Genomic DNA, 17,861 nt, shown 5'->3' on the forward strand with positions numbered 1-17,861 from the left:
CGCTCAGGACGGTGTCCGCATGGTGATCGACAGGTCCCGTGCCTCGGAACCCTTGTTGCGCGCCAGGGTGAAGTCGCCGAACGATCCGGTCATGCCCTGGGCGTCACGCCACTCCACGAACCGGACGTCGTCGAGGTCGAGAGACGCGGACAGTCCGTCGTTTCGGCGATGCAGACCGGCGTACATCATGACCATGTTCCCGGTGCCTTCCGCGGTGTCCAGGTCGTCCGTGGACAGGTCGACGGTCACCTCGTGCCAGGCGCCGCCGCCCGGCACGTCCACCGGCTTGGTGATGGTGGTCAACAGGGTCGAGCTCGGGTCCTCGGTCGGGTTGGTGTCGTCGAAGTGGTAGACGCCGAAACGGAAGTAGGCGCTGCCCGTCGCGGAACCGCGGACCAACGCGCGCATCGAGTAGGACGGTGAGGGGTCGAGCGGCCGCGCCCCACCCCTCGCCGCCTCGTGCAGCCGGTGCCGCGGCAGGGCGACCCGTGCCGTCGCACGGGTCTGCACGGCCTTACCCGGCGGCGCGTTCAGGTGCAGGAACCGCTGTCCCCGCGGAGTAGGCCCGGTCTGCCACGACTCGGAGCCGCTGTCGGTGTTCCAGTGAGTCGCCGAACCCACGCCGCCGTCAGCGGTGTCGTCCTCGAAGCCGCCCCAGCCGAACAGGTCACGTCCAACCTCGACGCCCTCGCCCGCTCTCGGACGGACGAGGTCACCCGCTCCTCCCAGTGACACGACCTGTTTCGGCGGCACTGTCACGGTTTTCGCCGTCTCCTGCGGCGCGACCTGGGTGATGCGGCCGGTGTTGCGTTCGACGACGATCTGGCCGGGCGCACTGTCCTCTTCGGACTTCCGCGCGTAGGTGCGGACCGCCCCACTGGAGTCACGTGTCGTAACGGCGGGAAGCAGGCTGCGTTCCCAGATCCGGCCCAGTACCCGCCGTGCGGCGTCACCGGTGACCGCCACCGGCCGGTAGCCGACGAGTTCGAGCGGCAACAACCTGGCCTCGAGCATCCGGTCGCCCTCCCACACCGTGCGCAGGATCGCGCTGGAGAACGTCGCCAGGAAGTTCTGGTCGAACACGAAGTTGCCGAGGCTGTAGACGATCAGCTTGCCCTTGTACCACTCCAGGCCTTGCAGCACGTGCGGGTGATGCCCGATCACGATGTCCGCGCCGGCGTCGACGGCCGCGTGCGCCATGTCGCGCACGTTCTCCGAGGCCGCGGCTTCGAACTGGAAGCCCGCGTGCAGCTGCACGACGGTCAGTTGCTGCTGCGCCGAGAGCTCCTTGATCAGTGCGGGCGAGGCGACCGGGTCCCACACCGCGGCACCACCGTGCCCGCGGCGGGCGACCCAGTCCTGCAACTCCGGGTACACCGCGATGAGCGATGACCACAGCGCCGCCGGGTCGGCCTTCTTCTCGGCTTTCCGGTACTCCTCCCAGGCCTTGCCGATGCGACGCGCGGCGGCGGGCACCGTCACCTTGTCGCTCTGGAAGCCCCACGACCGTTCCTCGTACTGCCAGGCCTCGGCGTCCTTGGGCGGGGCAACCTTCGCGCTGGGATACGCGCCGTTGACGAAATCGCCGTCCACGCTGGTGAAGGCCGCGATACCGACACCGGTGCCGTTGACCTCCCTGCGATGGGGAACGGCCGCGCTCTCGGCGGTCGCGTCGGCACCCACCATCGCGATTCCCGCTTCCACCAACGCTTTCCTCGTGTCGGCGACCCCTTGGTCGAGGAAGTCCCTGGCGTGGTTGTTCGCCAGCACCGCGCAGTCGACGCCGAGCGTGCGCAGCCCCGCCGTCGTAGCCGTGCTCGACTGCAGGATGAACCGCTTCTTCGGATAGGCCCCCTGCGACGGCATGTCCGTCAACACGCTCTCCAGGTTGACCGTCCGCAGGTCCGCCGCACCGAAGACGGGCGCGATAGCCGACACCACCTGCTCCGCACCACGATCAGCCGACGAAGCGGGGATGAGTGCCTCCCCGCTCTCCGGTTCGGCGTACCGGCGGCCGAACATCACATCGCCGGCCGAGTGCATGACGAACCGATTCGCCTTGCGGGCGAACAGCTTCACGTTCACCGTCGCGTCAGCCTCATCCAGCTGAACAGGCTCCGGCAGGTGGTCCGGCGCCTCCACGACCGCGACGACCGGACCGCGCAACTGCGGAGTGCGCACGTTGCCGTCTTGGTCAGCCTCCAGCCGCACCGGAGCCGCCGTGTGCCCGTGCAGCCGCACCACCGCGCCCGGCAACGATCGGCCGGACTCGTCCGAGACCTGCAGCGCGACCGAGAACCCGAGCTCGTGGTGCGGCGCATCGCAGCCGGCACACCCGTTCGCGGCGTTCAACGCCCGAAACGCCACGACCAGCGTCAGGACCAGAACGACGACCAGCCCACCCGCGGGCACCACCCGCCTTGCCCACCGAAGGCGCTTCACGTGCCGCAGACCTCCACCGTCCACCTAGGACAATCAGCTTTCGCTCCCAGGCATGAAGGTTCCAGTTCCCGGTCCGGCCGGAAACCTCCCGAAGACGGAGATCGAATCCGCGAGGTATGGCGTCGGACCGATGGCTAGGTACATCTCCCGATGTACTCCAGCCGAGTCAGCCGCCCCTCAGGGGTGGATGTCCGGGTTCTCCCGGATGTCCGGGGACAGGCGCGTACGTACCGTCTCGCAGCGACACGACCGCACGAGCGGGCGTGTGAACGTGGCTGCCACCAAAGACCGAAGAGTCGTCCTTTCCACGCTGTGGATCTTCGTGATTCTCAACTACGCCTACGCCGACATCTTCGGGCTGTTCTTCAACCCGGTGCTGCAGAAGGAAGAACACGCGCAGCTGCTGTCGGGCAACGTCGCCGGCATCCAGATCACCCAGGGGTTCGTGCTGGTGACGGCGATCCTCATGGAGACGGCGATCGCGATGGTCCTCTTGTCGCGGCTGCTCCCCCACCGTGCGAACCGGTGGGCCAACATCGTCGTCGGCGTGCTGCACACCGCGCTGGTCATCTGGTCGACGACCAGCGGGCCGGTGAACGTCTTCTACGCGTTCTTCGTCGTCATCGAGGCGGCCTGCACCGCGTTCATCGTCTGGTACGCCTGGACTTGGTCGCGATCATCCGTCGTGACGGCTGCCTAGCGGTCGGCGGCGTCGAACCAGTTCAGCGTTCGGCGCCAGACCTCCGTCGCGGCGTGCGGGTTGAACCGGGCGCCGGTGTCGTTGAAGAAGGCGTGATCGGCCTCGGTGAAGGTGAGCAGCTCGTACTTCAGCCTCGCCGCTTCCAGCGCTGCCTTGGCCGCGGGCCTGGTCGCGTTGACCCTGGCGTCCAGACCGCCGTAGACGCCGAGCACCGCGGCACGGGAGCCGGCGAAGGTCCCGCCTTCCGGGAACGGACCGTAGTAGGCGGCGCCCGCGGCCAGGCGCGGTTCGTTCGAGGTGAGCAGGCGCCACACCATGTTGCCGCCGAAGCAGTAGCCGACCGCGCACAGCTTCTTGCCCCGCACGCGTTTCTTGAGCTCGGTCAGGGCGGCCTTCATGTCCGCCACGAACCGTTCCGGCGGGATCTTGGACAGCGCGGCGGCCACCTCGGCCTCACCGGGGAACGCCCCGGTGCCGCCCTCCTCGGACAGCAGATCCAGCGCCAGCGCGGAGTACCCGCTGGCGGCGAACCGCCCGGCGACCGTGCGGATGTGCTCGTTCAGGCCGCGGTTCTCGTGGATGACCAGCACGGCACCACGGGGTTTCGCGGCGGGTGCCCACGCGGCCATCAGCGGCACGCGCGGGCCGGCGAACGTGATCGACTCTCGAGCGACGGGAGCCCAGCTCGTCTCGGACGCGGAACGTGTACCGCTCGCCGGCTCGGCTGTCGCGGTGCCTGAGGCGAACGAGGCCAGCAACCCGCTCGCGGCCGCACCGGTGACACCGAGCAGGCCTAGGCGGCGTAGCGCTTCTCTGCGGTTGATGATGCCGTCGGCGAGGTCTTCCGCGACTTCTTCCGCGAGATACTGCTGAATCTCCGTCATGGCTGCTCCCAACAGACTCTGCGAGAGTGGCACCGGCTGGTCACCGGCAGCCCGCGGTGGCGTGGACGAGCCTAGACCCCCTCGGCGTGGATGAGCTGGGCCAGACCGATTCGGTTCGACACCCCCACCTTCCGGTAGACGCGGCCGAGATGGCTGTCGACGGTCCGCGTGCTCAGGTACAGGCGGCGACCGATCTCGGCGCTGGTGAGGCCGGCGGCGGCGAGTTCGGCCACCTCTATCTCCCGGCTGGTGAGCGGGCTGGTCCAGGCCGGGCGCGGTGACTGGTTCAGGCGCTCGCGGGTTGCTGCCACGAGAGCGGTGAGACGGCCCGCACCGCAGGCGGTGGCGTGGTCGGCGGCTCGGTCCAGGTGTGCCGCGGCCAGGTCGGGGCGGTGGGCGTCGAGGAACGCCCGGCCGGCGAGGTGCTCGGTGATGGCGAGGTCCAGCCAGTGGTCGATGGCGGCGAACTCGGCTGCCGCGGCGCTGGCCCAGGCGGTGAGCTCACTCGGTTCGCCCGGGATGGCGCGGATTCTGGCGCGCTGGGCCAGGCCGCGGCGGGATGCCGACCACGCCGTGGTGGGGTGGCGCAGGGCCAGTTCGGCGTACTGGGCGGCGGAGGTGGTGTCTCCCAACGTCATCGCGGCGCCGCTCAGCGACTCCCACGTGCGCACCTGTCTGCGGCTCGCCACCAACGGAATATCCGGACCGCCGCCGAGCTTGAGCAGCAGACGGCTGCCCCGTTGCGGATCGCCGGCCAGCGCGATCAGCTCTCCCGCCATGCACCGGCCGAACACCGCCCAGCCGTAGCGCAGGCCCGCGCACCTCGCCTCGATCGTCTCGGCGTCGGCGAGGATTTCGGCTACGTCACCGCCCTGCCAGTACCGGGCGTAGGCGCGCACACCGGTCGCGATGCTCTGCTGCGGCCCGAGATCGTCGCGGCCTGCTTGGTGCACCGCCTCGTCCAACGTCGCCACGGCCTCGGCCACGCGCCCGACCCGCAGCTCCACCTCTCCCAAGAGCTCGAGCATGGCCGAGAAGATGTAGAGCTGGCCGGTGCGCCGGCACAGTTCCACTCCGCGCACCAGATGCCGGTAGGTGTTGACGACGTCCTCCACCAGCAGCTCGGTGAGCGCGAGCTGGTGCAGGCAGCGGAGGTCGCGCATGACGACGGCGTCGGACATCGCGTCGACCAGGGCGGCCGCGGCACCGACCACCACGCGCGTGAACTCGATGTCGCCGGCGCATCCCCGCGCCCACGCCTGCTCGGTCAGCGCGGCCGCTTCGCGCAACCGGTCACCGTGGCGTTGCGCGATGCCGACCGCTGTCGTCGCGCAGTCGGCCGCGGACACGAAGTCCATGGCGTCGGTGTGCAGGTTCGCGAGGTCCGACAGCACGGCGGCCGCGTCCGGCGAGTGGTCGTCGGGCACCGCGGCCCGCAACAGGGCGCGCGCCTCGCCGTACTGCCCGAGCAGTTCCAGCGCTCGGCCGGCGTAGAGGACGCTCGCGGTTCCTTCCGCGTGCGCCGACCGCAACCCGTCGTACGTCTGCGTCACCTCGCCCAGCACCAGCCGGGCACGGGCCTCCAACGCCTGCGCGTCGCTCGTTCGCGGGTCGCCGTGGGACATCAACGCACCTGCGGCACCGGCCCAGCGCAGGGCGGCCGCCGGGTCGGTGTCGGAGGCTTCGCAGGCAGCGGCCAGGAGCACGTCGACCTGCCCGGTCAGACCGGCTGCCGCGATGTGCCGCGCACGCCGGCCGGGTGGTGCGTCGCGACGGGCGAGCGCCTCGTCCACCCGGCTGTGCAGCAACCATCGCTCGCCGATCGGGATGTGCCGGTAGACGACCGACGCGACCACGGGGTGCCGGAACTCCAGCAGCGACACGAGCTCGCCGGGCCGGACCAGGTCGGCCGTCACCAGCACGTCCACGGCCTTGCGGGTCGTGGCCGGATCGTGCGTGCACACCTCGGACAGCACGTCCAGGGTGAAAGGGCCACCGAGCACCGCGGCCGCCTGAGCCGTCCTGAGCTCGGCCTCGCCCAGCCCGGCGAACTCCGCCAGCAGCCCACCCGTCGGCTCGGCCGCCTGCCCGGCGATCAGCTTCAGGTACAACGGGTTCCCGCTGCCTTCCAGGTGCACGCGCTCGATGTCGTCGTGGCCCGCCAGCAGTTCCTTGGTCTCGACGAGCGAGAGCGGTCCGAGCCTGACGTGCCTCAGGTCCGCCGACGCCGCAGCGGAGCTGAGCACCGCGCCGACCACCGGATCGACCTGCCGCGGCCGGTACGCCAGCACGAGCAGCAACGGCCGGGTTCGGGCGACCCGGACGAGCTCCTCCAGCACGGAAGCCGAATCCGACTCAAGCCGATGAACGTCGTCGACGAACACCACCGCACCGCTCGCCTGACGCACCTCGGCAAGCTCCGTCGACGTACGCACCGTGATGACACCGGCTTCGCTCGCGGCGACACCCAACGCCGCGAGCAGCCGCGTCTTGCCGATGCCCGGTTCACCGGTGACCGCCATCGCGCCACCACGTCCGGCCCGCAGCAGATCCAGATCGTGTTCGAACAGGCCGATCTCCTCGGCCCTGCCCACTACCTCGTCGCGTTCCACGTTTAAGTAGTAGATGCCGTAGGTCTGCCGATGCTCCTCAGCGGCACAGATTTTTAGCCTTTCCCGGTTCGCGTGTGAACGGCACACGCAAGCAGGGGAGGAAATCCATGCACCGCTTGAGATTCCGCCGGGCGTGGGGACGCGCCCTGGCGACGATCGCGCTGACCGCGGCGGCCGCGGCCGTGCTGCCCACTAGCCCGGCCTCGGCGGCGGCATCGCCACTGCCGAACGACGTGACGTTCGCCAGCACCCCGATCATCGATCCGACGGGCCTGTTCATGGTCTCCCGCGGCCTGGACGGCACGGTCCTGTTCAGCACCGGAAACCCGGCCACCGCCGGCTACAGCGACTTCTTCTCCATCGGCGGGCCGATCATCGGAGACCCGACCGCGGTCGTCGAGTCCCAGGGCGCGCAGGTCTACGCCCGTTCCACCACGAACAAGGTGATCACCAGCTCGGTGATCAGCTACAGCTTCCCGACACCGTTCCAGGAGATCGGAGGCCTGGACATCTCCAGCGAGGTGACCGCGGTCAAGATCCCGGACAGCCCCGCGCGGGCGCGGATGACCCGGATCTTCGCCCGCGACGCCGAGACCGGCGGTCTCTACACCAACCTCATCGTCAACGAGACTCCGCAGGGCTGGAACCCGTTGCTGCTCTACACCACCAGCGAGGTGACGGCGGCACTGATCCCGCAGACGTCCCTGGACTTCCAGATGCGGCTGGTGGTGCGCGGTTTCGACAACCGGCTCTACTCGACCGTCCTGAACAACACCACGGGGTTGCACAACGGCTGGGAAGGACTGGGCTCCATGACCGCCGGCGGCAACCCGGTGCTGACCAACGACGGCTTCACGTTCGAGTACCGGGGTGACGAGGTGTTCGTCCGCGGCACCAACGGCGCCCTGTGGACGTGGAACTTCAACGCTCCCGGTTGGGTGAGCTTCGGGGGCAACTTCCAGGGTGACCCCGGTGTCTCGCTGCCCAAGGGCGGCGGGTTGCACGTGTACACCCGCGGCGTGAACCAGCGGATCTTCCTCATGCGGCGCCCGCCCGGCGGCGTGTTCGGCGGTTTCCTCAACCTCGGCGGCAGGGCGACGAGCAACATCGCCGCGGCCGGCGGAGCAGGGAGCAACCGGCGGCCGATCGCGGACCAGTTCATCACCCGCAGCCTGGAGAACCGGATGCACAGCAGGATCCTGCCCGACGTGAACAGGGGCTTCGGCGGCTTCTTCTACTTCGGCGGACCACTGCACGGCTGAGCCGGCACTCGCGGACTTCCGCTTTCGGCGGCTCAGCCGAGGCGGAAGTCCGCGACCCTGATCGGGGACGGCGTGGTGCCGCTGGAACTCCGCTGGTACTGCACGGACAGCACTCCCTGCGACACAACGCGGGACGTGTCCACGTTGACCTCGCCGAACATCTGCAACGACGGCCGGTCGAACACCGTCGTCCAGTCCGTCCAGCCACTCGCCCGGCTGGCTGCCACGATCCTGCCGCGCGGCATCACCAGGTAGAGGTTGTCGTTGCGGTCGAACACGATCTTCGTGCGCTGGGTGTGGTTCGGCGGGATCGGAACCTCCATCTTGGTCCACCTCCCGTCCGCGCCCCGGAAAACGTGGAACGTGCGGCCGTACTGCGCTCGCTGCTGCGCGTAGTTCGAGACGCACTGGGTGAAGCGGCCGGGCACGTAGCTGATCACCACGTGCGGCCGGCCGCCGGAGTCCACGGCCTGGCTCTCCTGGTTCATCAGGCCGTGGTTCGGGTCCAGAGGGTCCACCACCAGGCCCGGCGAGGTGATGCTCACCGGCGATCCCACGGCGGCTCCCGCGCTGTTGTGCCACGTCCGGCCGCGGTCGTCGCTGTAGACGTAGCCGGTGTCGTGGTTGGTGAGCCCTCCCGGGTTGCAGAGCACGCCGGAGTTGCCCTCACGCCAGGTGAAAGCGGCGTGCAACCGTCCACTTCGGTCGTACGTGAGCCCGTGCAGGTACATGTTGCGGGTGGTCGAGACGACGCCGTTCGGGCCGGTGTACGAGCCGGTCGCGGACGACCAGCCGCCGAGCTTGCGCCACACCCCGCCGGAGTACTCGGCCAGTTCGTTGACCCCGTTGCCGGAACCACCGGTGCGGTAGCTGAACTGCAGCCTGCCCTCGGGTGTCACGACGAACTGCGGGTACGTCATGGCGCCCAGCTCGACACCGCCCAGAGTCCGTTGCACCTCACCGAAGGCCGCCGCGTTCCACGGCCCGGTCGTCGTGGCCCGCAGGTAGTGCAGGCGCGTGTTGTGGGTGTCCAGAGCGACGTGGATCGTGTTGTCCTGCGGGGAGATTCCCAGCGAGATCACGTTGTGCGAGTCGTCGACGCTGAGCCGGTGCGGCAGAACCACGCTCTCCCACCGCGCACTACCGATGGTCCGGCGCGCGATCACGGCGTTGCGACTCGAGGTGTACCAGGTGGCGTACTGACGTCCTTGGTAGGTGAGGATCGCGTCCTGCTGGAACGAGTTGTTGTTCACCACCCCGTCGTACGACACGAAGTACAGCGCGGTGGGATCCAGGACCGTGTCGCCCATCAGGCTCACGGTCGGCGTGACTTCTGGCGCGGACAGCGAAGCGGCGACAACAACGGCCGCCAGCAGAGGAGCGAGCATGCCCCTGGAGCGTGCTGTCGAACGAACTCGAACGCAAGGGACGATCGATTCGATAACAGCGCGGGTGTGAACGTCTCCGACCTCGCGGCCCCTTGTCGGTCCTGAGCCCGAACTGTTCACTTGTGTGCACTTCTGTCTGAACATGGAGGTTCAGCGTGGGGCGCGCGATTGTTCTTGCGGCAGTCATGGTGGTTGCCACCGGTTCGACGACACCGATCGCCGCCGCCGTCGATCCCCCTCCCGACGTGCACACCTACCTCGAAGATCCGCGCAAGGTCGGGGAGGGACAGGAGCCGCACCACGCGTTCCTCGACCAGCAGCCGGGTTTCACCCGCTCGCTCGACGGCCGGTGGCACATCGCCATGGCGGACAAGCCATCCGACGTGCCCGCGCGCTTCTACGCCGACGACTACGACACGTCCGGCTGGCGCACCGTGACCGTGCCGCACACCTGGCAGACCGACGGCCTGGACCACCCGATCTTCCGCAACATCGCCACCGAGGTGCAGCCGGACGACCCGCCGCGCGTGCCTCGCGACATCAACCCGACCGGCGCCTACGTCCGCGAGTTCGACGTGCCCGCGAACTGGACGAAGCGCGCGACGTTCGTGCGCTTCGAGGGCGTGACGTCCGCGTACTTCGTGTGGGTCAACGGGAAGTACATCGGCTACGACCAGGGTGGTTACACGCCGGCGGAGTTCGACATCTCCTCCGCGCTTCGACCCGGCCGCAACAGGATCGCCGTGCAGGTGCACCGCTGGAGCGCGGGGTCCTACCTCGAGGACTACGACCAGTGGCGCTACAGCGGCATCTTCCGCTCGGTCACGCTGTACTCGACGCCCAGGACGTTCATCCAGGACGTCACGCTCAAGACCGACCTCGATGCCACCTACACCGACGCGACGCTGACAGCGGACGTCGAACTCGGCCATCAACCCCAAGGAACGCAACGGATCCGCGCCAGCCTGCGGGACGCCAAGGGCGTCGAGGTCGGCACGGCGAGCACGGAAACCGAAGGCAGTACAGCGCGTCTGACGTTGCCGGTGCGCAACCCGGCCAAGTGGACCGACGAGACGCCGAACCTCTACACCGTCCTGCTGACCCTCACCGCGGCCGACGGCACGACGCACGTGGTCAGCGACACCACCGGCTTCCGCAAGATCGAGATCAAGAACAGGACGTTGCTGGTCAACGGGAAGCGCGTGTTGTTCAAGGGCGTCAACCGCGCGGAGACCGACCCCGAGCACGGCCGCCACGTGCCCCGCAAGGCGCAGGAACGCGACGTGCAGCTGATGGAGGAGCTCAACGTCAACGCCGTCCGCACCTCGCACTACCCCAGCGACCCGTACTTCTACGACCTCGCCGACAAGCACGGCATCTGGATCGACGACGAGGTCGACATCGAGACCCACAACCACGAGAACTGCGCGCGGTGGTGCCAGGCGAACCAGCCGGAGTGGCGCGACACCTTCATGGACCGCATGATCGCCATGGTCGAACGCGACAAGAACCACCCGAGCGTCTTCATGTGGGACACCGGCAACGAGGCCGGGCTCGGCGCGCACCACTACGAGATGGCCAGGTGGGTCAAGGCGAACGACCCCAGCCGCCCCGTTTACCACCAGTCGAACAGCCCGGACGGCGACGCGCCGTTCGCCGACGTGTGGGGGCCGCGCTACCCGTCACCGGAGCGGTTCGCCGAGCAGGCGAAGACCACGACCAAGCCGTTGATCTTCGGTGAGTACGCGCACGCGATGGGCAACAGCCTCGGCAACTTCGCCGAGTTCTGGGAGATCATTCGCGCGCACCCGCAGACCCAGGGCGGTTTCATCTGGGACTGGGCCGAGCAGAACATCAAACGTAAGACGCTGCTCACCCCGGACTCGTCCGGCAACGACATCGCCACGCTGCTGTCGGGCGCGCCGAAGCTCGTCAACGGGCATCGCGGCAAGGCCTTGTCGTTGTCGGGCCTGGACGACTTCGTCGAGGTCTACCGCGACCGCAAGCTCGACATCACCGGCACCGCGCTGACTCTCGACGCGTGGGTCAAGCCCGGGAAGTGGACCGGGCAGTTCCCGATCATCGCGAAGGGCGACCACCAGTGGACGCTCAAGATGAAGAACGAGACCACGCTGGAGTTCTTCATCCACAGCGGCACCTGGCGGGCGGTGCAGGCCAAGGTGCCCGCCGACTTCTACGGCAAGTGGCACCGGGTCAGCGGCACGTACGACGGCACCGCTGTCCGGCTTTACCTCGACGGCACCGAAGTCGGGTCGCTGCCGTTCACCGGCGCGATCGACTACTCGGCGGCGGACGTGAACATCGGCCGTGACTTCGAGATGTCGTGGAACGACCCGTCGAACGTCGGCCGCCTCTCCAGCGGCGATGTCGACGACGTGCGGATCTACAACCGCGCTCTGTCGGCTGCCGAGCTCAACGCGTCGACGCCGGCGAGTGGCGCGGTGCTGGCGCTGGACTTCGACCGCGTGCAGGAGAAGGGCACGCACCTCGCGTACGGGTCGACGTTGTCCGGTGTGGACGGTCTGATCGGCTCTGACCGCACGCCACAACCGGAAGCCCTGCAGATGGCCTGGGCGCACCAGCCGATCCGGTTCGGCTACTCCGGCGGTGTGCTGTCGGTGACGAACGAAAGGCAGTTCACCGGCACCGACGACCTCACCCTGCGCTGGCGGGTCACCGAGGGCTCGCGGACGGTCAAGAACGGCGAACAACCGTTGCGCGTCGCAAGCGCCTCCACCGCGCAGATAACGCTGCCGGTCAACGGCGCTGACCGCGAGCGGTTCCTGACCGTCGAAACGGTGACGTCGAACGGCCATGTGCTCGCGCACGACCAGTTCTCGTTGGGTGGCAGCCGGATTCCGGGTCTGGACAAGGCTCCGCTCGACTGGGCTCTCGTGATCACCGAGGAAGACGCAGCCAAGGTCTCTGCGACAGCGGCCGGCACCACCTACACGGTCGACAAAAAATCCGGTGCGTTGACGTCCATCAAGTCGTGGGGCCGGGAACTGCTCGCCAGCGGCCCGAAGCTCGACGCATGGCGCGCGCCGATCAGCAACGAGACCTACACGTGGGGCCGTGCGGAAGGCGAGGACTGGCGCAAGGCGGGCCTGGACCGTCTGCAGACCGCGGTCACCGGTGTGCGGGTGGAGAAGGACGGGCTGAAGACCACGCGGATCATCGTGGACAGCAAGGTGTCCGGTGTGGCCGGGGCGTGGTTCGACCAGACGATGGTCTACTCGGTGGACTCGGCCGGTGTGCTGCGACTCGGGCACCGCGTGACGCCGCAGGGTTCCCTGCGCACGCTGCCGTACCTGCCGCGCATCGGCGTGCAGCTGTCGGTGCCGGACCGCTACTCCGAGTTCTCCTGGTACGGCAGGAAAGCGGAGAGCTACGTCGACCGCAGGGACGGCACGCCCATCGGCGTGCACACCACGTCGGTCGCCGACCAGTACGTCGAGTACCACCGCCCGCAGGACCACGGCAACCACACCGACACCCGGTGGGCGCTGCTCACCGACGGCCGCACGTCCGGTCTGCTGGTGTCGGGCGCGAAGGAGGTCAGCGTCACGCAGTACGACGACATCGAGCGCGCCGCGTACCCGTTCATGTTGCAGCGCAACAAGGGCTACTTCACGCTGCACGCCGACCACGCGGTGACAGGTGTCGGTGACACGCCGAACCCGGTGCGGCAACGCAGTCAGGTCCGGCCCGACAGCACCTACGAGTACACGCTCACGCTGCGGCCGCTGACGCCGCAGGAAGCCTGGTCGGGCATGCCGGCGGGAGCCTGACCCGGTCCTGGCTGGAGGCGAAACCTGCCTCCAGCCAGGAAAACCGCGAACTACGAGAGCACTCGCACCGACAGTCCTGCCGGGCTGTACCTGGGTTCCACCCGGTGCTCTCCCCCGGCGACGGTGACCGTGGCGAACCGGCCGAGCAACCCCGGCGCGGCGAGCACCGGCACCACCGCGCCGACGCGCACGTCGGCCAGCGTGATCTCCAGCGCGCTGCCGGACGCCAGCCTGATCGGGTACGCCGCGGTGAGTGCGGCGCACGAACCCCGCCGCGCCGTGACCGCGAGCGTGGTTCCGGAACTCTGCCGGTACCCGCGCACCCGGACCGCGGTGCCGAGCCGCAATGTGCCCGCACGCAGGTCGACGTCACCCCTGCCGAGCGCCGACGACGAGGCGGCGACGAGCGTGCCGCCTTCGACGCACGTGGAGCCGGTGTAGGAGTTGATGCCGGACAGCGTCAGCGTGCCGGTGCCCTTCTTGACCAGCCCGCCGCGGCCGCCGATCTCGTTGTGCCAGGTGTCGGCGGCGTGGAAACCGCCGCGGTTCGCGTCCATGTCGACGCGCACGTCCGCGTCGAACGCGCCGAAGCCGTCAGCTGCGGCGAAGAGGTTGAGCCTGCCCCAGTTCTCCGGGCCGTCGAGCAGTGCGTGCCCGGACGGCAAACCGGTGGTGCGCAGGACTTCTCGCCGCTGGTTCGCGGTGAGGTACGGGAGACGGGTTTCCAGCAGCACTTCCGCGCCCTTCGGCACGGTCATGGGTGCCCGGCGCCCGTTCCTGGGCAGTCCGTAGGTCAGCAACGGTTGCACGAGCCGGGCGTTGGCCGAACGATCGGCGTACGGGTCGGTGGAGATGCCCGCCGAGTGCGCGTAGGAGAACAGGTCGACGCCGACGTGCTGCCGGAAGAACTCGCTCGCCTGCGTGCGTGCCGCGGCCTTGAGCGCGGCGTTCTGCGGGTCCGCCAGGGTCGCGGCGGCCAGTGCGGTCGCGAGGATCCGCCCGCCGATCACGTCGGCCGGCGAGTGCATGCCCGCCGTGATCCTGGTGTCGGCCAGGTCGAACGCCGCGGTCACCAGCTCCTGGAACCGTTCGGGGATCGCGTAGGCGAGCGCGAGGCAGGCCAGGTGCAACGCGTTGGTGTGCCCGCTCGGGTAGCCCGCGTCGTCGGTGGGGCTGAGGTTGCGCTGGCGCAGCAGTTGAGGAGCGACCACGACATCGCTGCGGTACACCGGGAAGCCGTACTGGTCCGTCTGCCCGGTCGGAACCACCGTGCTGTCCGGTGTCATGCGCCACGGCCGCGGGTACTGGTAGGCGTACTTCGACGGGTTGCCGGACGCGAACGTCCCGCGCACCGTGTTGACCAGCGTCACGACCTGCCCCAGCGCGGAGTCCGGTGACCCTGCGCCGAGCGCCGATCCCGCCGGCGCGTCCGCGGGGATCTTGTCGTCCACAGTGGACGGCGGCGTGCCGTCCGGTGCCGTGGTGATACCGGTGACGGCTTTGGCGCCCGTCCGGTACAGCCCGGCCAGCGGACCGAGGCCCCCGGTCGCGCTGTAGCTCTGATGCTGTCGATCCACGATGAACGCTCGCTCGGCCTGCTCGACGGTCCGCTGCCTGGTGATCCGCGCGACGTGGCGCAGGTTCGCCCTGAGCACGTTCCGGTCGAGCACGGTCCCGGTGTTCCAGCTCCCGCCGGTGCGCCAGAGCTCCTGCATCCCGGACAGCGCGCGGACCGCGGCGTTGGTCTGCGGGGTCTGGTTGGCCGGCACGTTGGTGCGGTAGGAGTCGACGAACGGCGCCGCGCCGGTGGGCAGCTCCGCGGCACTCGCCGCGAGCGCCCGGTCCAGCGCGGTCGGGCCGATGAGCAGGCCGGCGGACACCATCGCCGAACGACGCAACAGGGTTCTGCGGTCGAACCCGTCGGCGGTCGTGGTCATGTTAGCGCTCCCAATGGTCCTTCTTGGACCGAGTGATCACACAGGGATTTTGGAGCAAGATACGCAACGAGACCCGACCGTACTCTAAATCGGCATGATGTGAGCGTTAACAGTTCACGACCTGGTCCGCCCCGCGACGAACCACAGCACGCTGCCCAGGAACGGCAGCGCGAACACGACCAGCAGCCAGAGGATCTTGGCGCCGCACCCGATCGGCGCGCCGAGCACGCTGATCAACGCGGCGATCCAGAAGACCAGCAGGGCGACCGCGCCGAGGCCGAGGAGCACGAGTCCGCCGCCCTCGAACCACCTGATCTGCTGATCGGACAACGCCTGCACCACCTGATGTGACATGACGCCGACGTTAGGTCCGTTCGGACGCATCGGGCATCGGCCTGCGGGACGATCACCCGTCCTACCTGGAGAGGACACCAACCCCGAGGATGATCGACAACGACCCCCGTGCCTGCCACCCTGGAAGGGGTCGACGGGAGGCACGATGACGTCGCTGGAGACGAAGACCGAACAACGCGACCACGCGGTGATCCTCCAGGTCACCGGCGAGGTCGACTCCTACACCGCGCCTGAGCTGCACGAACACCTGGCCGCGGCCTTCACCGAGGCGGCGAGACTCGGGTTCGCGGTCGTCCTGGACATGACCGGCGTCGTGTTCCTCTCCTCGTCCGGTCTGTCCGTGCTGGTCGAGTACCACCAGCGCGGCGACGACAGCGGCACACCGCTGAGGGTCGTGGCGCCGGCGGGCAGCGTCCTCCGCGCGCTGCGGGCGACCACGTTGAACGAGCTGCTCGAACTGCACGACACCGTGGCCCAGGCGCTCACGAGGAGCTGATGCTGGCCACCAGGTTGATCGTGGTGGCCAGCACGCCGGTGCCGAACAGGTACGACAGCAACGAGTGCTTCAGCACCGTGCGGCGGATGTCGCGAGTGGACAGTGACGTGTCGGAGACCTGGAACGTCATCCCGACGCTGAACGCGACGTAGGCGAAGTCGCCGTAGTCGGGTTTCTCGTCCTGGTTGAACTCGATGCCGCCGTCATCGTCCACGTAGTACAGCCGGGCATAACGCAAGGTGAAGACCGTGTGGACCACCATCCACGACAACACCACCGACAGCACACCGAGCCCCACGCGCAACAGCTCGGATCCGCCGGTGGTGTGCGAGGCGCGCGCCAGGACGAACCCGACGGACACCAGGCTGGCGAGCGCCGCGCACAGCAGCACGATCTCGGCTGCCGTGCGCGTCGGGTCGTTGCGGACGGCGTGCTGGGCGGTCTCCTCCGCGTCCATCGGCCAGATCAGCACCCACACCCAGATCAGGTAGGTCAGGGTCGCCACGTCCCAGCCGACGAGCGGCCCGAACTCCACGTGCCCGGTGAGGGACACCGCGAGCCCGGCGACGAGTCCGGCAGAGATCACGGTCGCGACCTTCGTCCGTGTCAGGACGAACCCCTCGTCGGGCAGCGGGCGGACCGGAAGATCAGGCATGAGCCAGGAAGATACTCACTCCTTGCACTTCTTGCCCGTGTTCACGCAGTTGACGAGCCGGTCCATGATCTGCTGCGACATCACGTTCGCGAAGTCGTCGTGGTCGGAGAACGGGTTGTGCTTCTCCTCCGGGAACGAGTCGACCGCGTAGTCGCCGCGCTGCTGGACGTCGCGGGGGATGTTGTAGGTCAACGAGATCCGCAGCTGCGGCACGGCCATGAACCCGTTCTGGCACCGGCCGTTCGCGTCGGGGAAGACAATGTGCTCGCGGTGCTTCGCGGAGTCGATGTTCTTGCCGTCCCAGCAGCTCGGGAAGTCGTGGATGCGCTTGACCTTCGAACCCTGCGGGCAGACCGGGTACTTGTTGATCAGCACCTTGTCCTCGAAACCCGTGCAGGTCCACGAGTCGCGCGCGTTCTTCGTGCCGTTGGTCGAGACCTTGGCGTCGCCGTACAGCACGCGCAGGAACTTCGGCATCGCGACGACCTTGCCGACCGGCGAACCGCGGAACTGAAGCTCGGCCACCTCGGGACGCTGGATGTCACCGTCGTTGCCGGGCAGCTCGTTCTCGTTGGCCTTGCCCTCGTTGAGCTGGCACGGCGCGAGCTTCTCGAGCCCCTGCGGGCGCGGCGCGTTGCGGCCGATCGCGATGGCCATGCGGTCGATGGTCGCGACCCGCTTGTCCTTCAACGGTCCCACGATCGCGTTCTGGTTGAAGTTGAGGTCGCGCGGGTTCTCGTTCTTCGCCAGGCGCTTGTTCGCCTCGTCGATCTGCGTCTTGAGCAGCGCGAGGTTCCGGTCGACCTCCGCGCGCGCCTGGTTCGGCACGTCCGGCAGCTTGCTCTTGACGTCCGGGCAGTTCACCGTCTTGGCCTGGTCATCGTCGTCGTCGATGCGGACCACCGGCCAGAAATAGGCAGACTTGTCACCGTTCTGGCACGTGGTTCCGGCCGCCTCCAAGGACTTGTTGTTCGAGTCCGCGTCGGTGGACAGGTTGCCCACGTAGTCGTGCAGGTGCTGGGCACCGTTGCGGACACCGGGCTGCGCGATGAAGTTGTCCGGGTTGAAGTGCTTGTTCTCGTTGCGGCCGCAGTCGACCGTGAACGTGCCTGTTGTCGCGTCGTTCTCCGCTCTGGGTTTCTTGACGTTCGGCTTCACCTTGGTGATGTCGACGAACAAGCTCTTGTCCGCGCCGTCGGCCAGAGCGTCCTCACTGCTGCTCGTCGTCGCCACCACGAGCGCGCCGACCGCGACCAGACCCAGCAGACCCGCGGCGGCCTTCACCACGAGCGGGCGTCCTTTGTAGAGGCTCATGAACC

At 68.5% G+C, this 17,861-nt stretch carries 12 protein-coding genes; 4 read left to right on the forward strand and 8 right to left on the reverse strand.

Going from position 1 to position 17,861, the window contains the following annotated elements; genetic code table 11:
- Positions 1–3 precede the first annotated feature (3 nt).
- On the reverse strand, positions 4–2,442 hold the full coding sequence (locus tag AB0M24_RS16645; RefSeq protein ID WP_363767468.1) for a CapA family protein: 2,439 nt from the start codon (positions 2,440–2,442) through the stop codon (positions 4–6).
- Between the two features lie 271 nt (positions 2,443–2,713).
- On the opposite strand from AB0M24_RS16645, the gene AB0M24_RS16650 reads away from it, so the two are divergent.
- Positions 2,714–3,142, forward strand: coding sequence for a DUF6326 family protein (locus AB0M24_RS16650; RefSeq protein ID WP_363767471.1), 429 nt, complete (start codon positions 2,714–2,716; stop codon positions 3,140–3,142).
- Here the strand turns inward: AB0M24_RS16650 and AB0M24_RS16655 are convergent.
- Both AB0M24_RS16655 and AB0M24_RS16660 read right to left on the reverse strand, forming a co-directional pair.
- Positions 3,139–4,026, reverse strand: a complete 888-nt coding sequence (locus tag AB0M24_RS16655; protein WP_363767474.1) for a dienelactone hydrolase family protein — start codon at positions 4,024–4,026, stop codon at positions 3,139–3,141. The genes AB0M24_RS16650 and AB0M24_RS16655 overlap by 4 nt on opposite strands.
- Positions 4,027–4,097: 71 nt before the next feature.
- On the reverse strand, positions 4,098–6,638 hold the full coding sequence (locus AB0M24_RS16660) for a LuxR C-terminal-related transcriptional regulator (protein WP_363767477.1): 2,541 nt from the start codon (positions 6,636–6,638) through the stop codon (positions 4,098–4,100).
- A gap of 107 nt (positions 6,639–6,745) precedes the next feature.
- On the opposite strand from AB0M24_RS16660, the gene AB0M24_RS16665 reads away from it, so the two are divergent.
- A complete protein-coding gene (locus AB0M24_RS16665; RefSeq protein ID WP_363767480.1) occupies positions 6,746–7,900 on the forward strand; it encodes a hypothetical protein in 1,155 nt (384 codons plus the stop codon).
- A gap of 32 nt (positions 7,901–7,932) precedes the next feature.
- Here the strand turns inward: AB0M24_RS16665 and AB0M24_RS16670 are convergent, their stop codons facing one another.
- The gene (locus AB0M24_RS16670) at positions 7,933–9,288 is read right to left on the reverse strand and encodes a BNR repeat-containing protein (RefSeq protein ID WP_363767483.1); all 1,356 of its coding nucleotides are present in this window, start codon (positions 9,286–9,288) and stop codon (positions 7,933–7,935) included.
- 155 nt (positions 9,289–9,443) lie between these two features.
- Here AB0M24_RS16670 and AB0M24_RS16675 point away from each other — a divergent pair, with 155 nt between their 5' ends.
- Positions 9,444–13,100 (forward strand): glycoside hydrolase family 2 TIM barrel-domain containing protein, encoded by a 3,657-nt coding sequence (locus AB0M24_RS16675; RefSeq protein WP_363767486.1) that lies wholly within the window; start codon positions 9,444–9,446, stop codon positions 13,098–13,100.
- Positions 13,101–13,150: 50 nt separating this feature from the next.
- Here AB0M24_RS16675 and AB0M24_RS16680 read toward each other — a convergent pair whose 3' ends face one another.
- Both AB0M24_RS16680 and AB0M24_RS16685 read right to left on the reverse strand, forming a co-directional pair.
- On the reverse strand, positions 13,151–15,037 hold the full coding sequence (locus AB0M24_RS16680; protein ID WP_363767489.1) for a phosphatase PAP2 family protein: 1,887 nt from the start codon (positions 15,035–15,037) through the stop codon (positions 13,151–13,153).
- 114 nt (positions 15,038–15,151) lie between these two features.
- A complete protein-coding gene (locus AB0M24_RS16685; RefSeq protein WP_363767492.1) occupies positions 15,152–15,391 on the reverse strand; it encodes a PLD nuclease N-terminal domain-containing protein in 240 nt (79 codons plus the stop codon).
- Positions 15,392–15,536: 145 nt separating this feature from the next.
- On the opposite strand from AB0M24_RS16685, the gene AB0M24_RS16690 reads away from it, so the two are divergent.
- Positions 15,537–15,887 carry an STAS domain-containing protein gene (locus AB0M24_RS16690; RefSeq protein WP_363767495.1) on the forward strand — a complete coding sequence of 117 codons (351 nt, stop codon included), beginning with the start codon at positions 15,537–15,539 and terminating at the stop codon, positions 15,885–15,887.
- Here the strand turns inward: AB0M24_RS16690 and AB0M24_RS16695 are convergent.
- Positions 15,874–16,542 (reverse strand): DUF1345 domain-containing protein, encoded by a 669-nt coding sequence (locus AB0M24_RS16695; protein ID WP_363767498.1) that lies wholly within the window; start codon positions 16,540–16,542, stop codon positions 15,874–15,876. The two genes, AB0M24_RS16690 and AB0M24_RS16695, sit on opposite strands and share 14 nt — an antisense overlap.
- Before the next feature lie 15 nt (positions 16,543–16,557).
- Positions 16,558–17,856, reverse strand: a complete 1,299-nt coding sequence (locus AB0M24_RS16700) for a DUF1996 domain-containing protein (RefSeq protein ID WP_363767501.1) — start codon at positions 17,854–17,856, stop codon at positions 16,558–16,560.
- Between the last annotated feature and the right edge of the window lie 5 nt (positions 17,857–17,861).

Source organism: Lentzea sp. NPDC051838, from assembly GCF_040681245.1.
Lineage (GTDB): Bacteria > Actinomycetota > Actinomycetes > Mycobacteriales > Pseudonocardiaceae > Lentzea.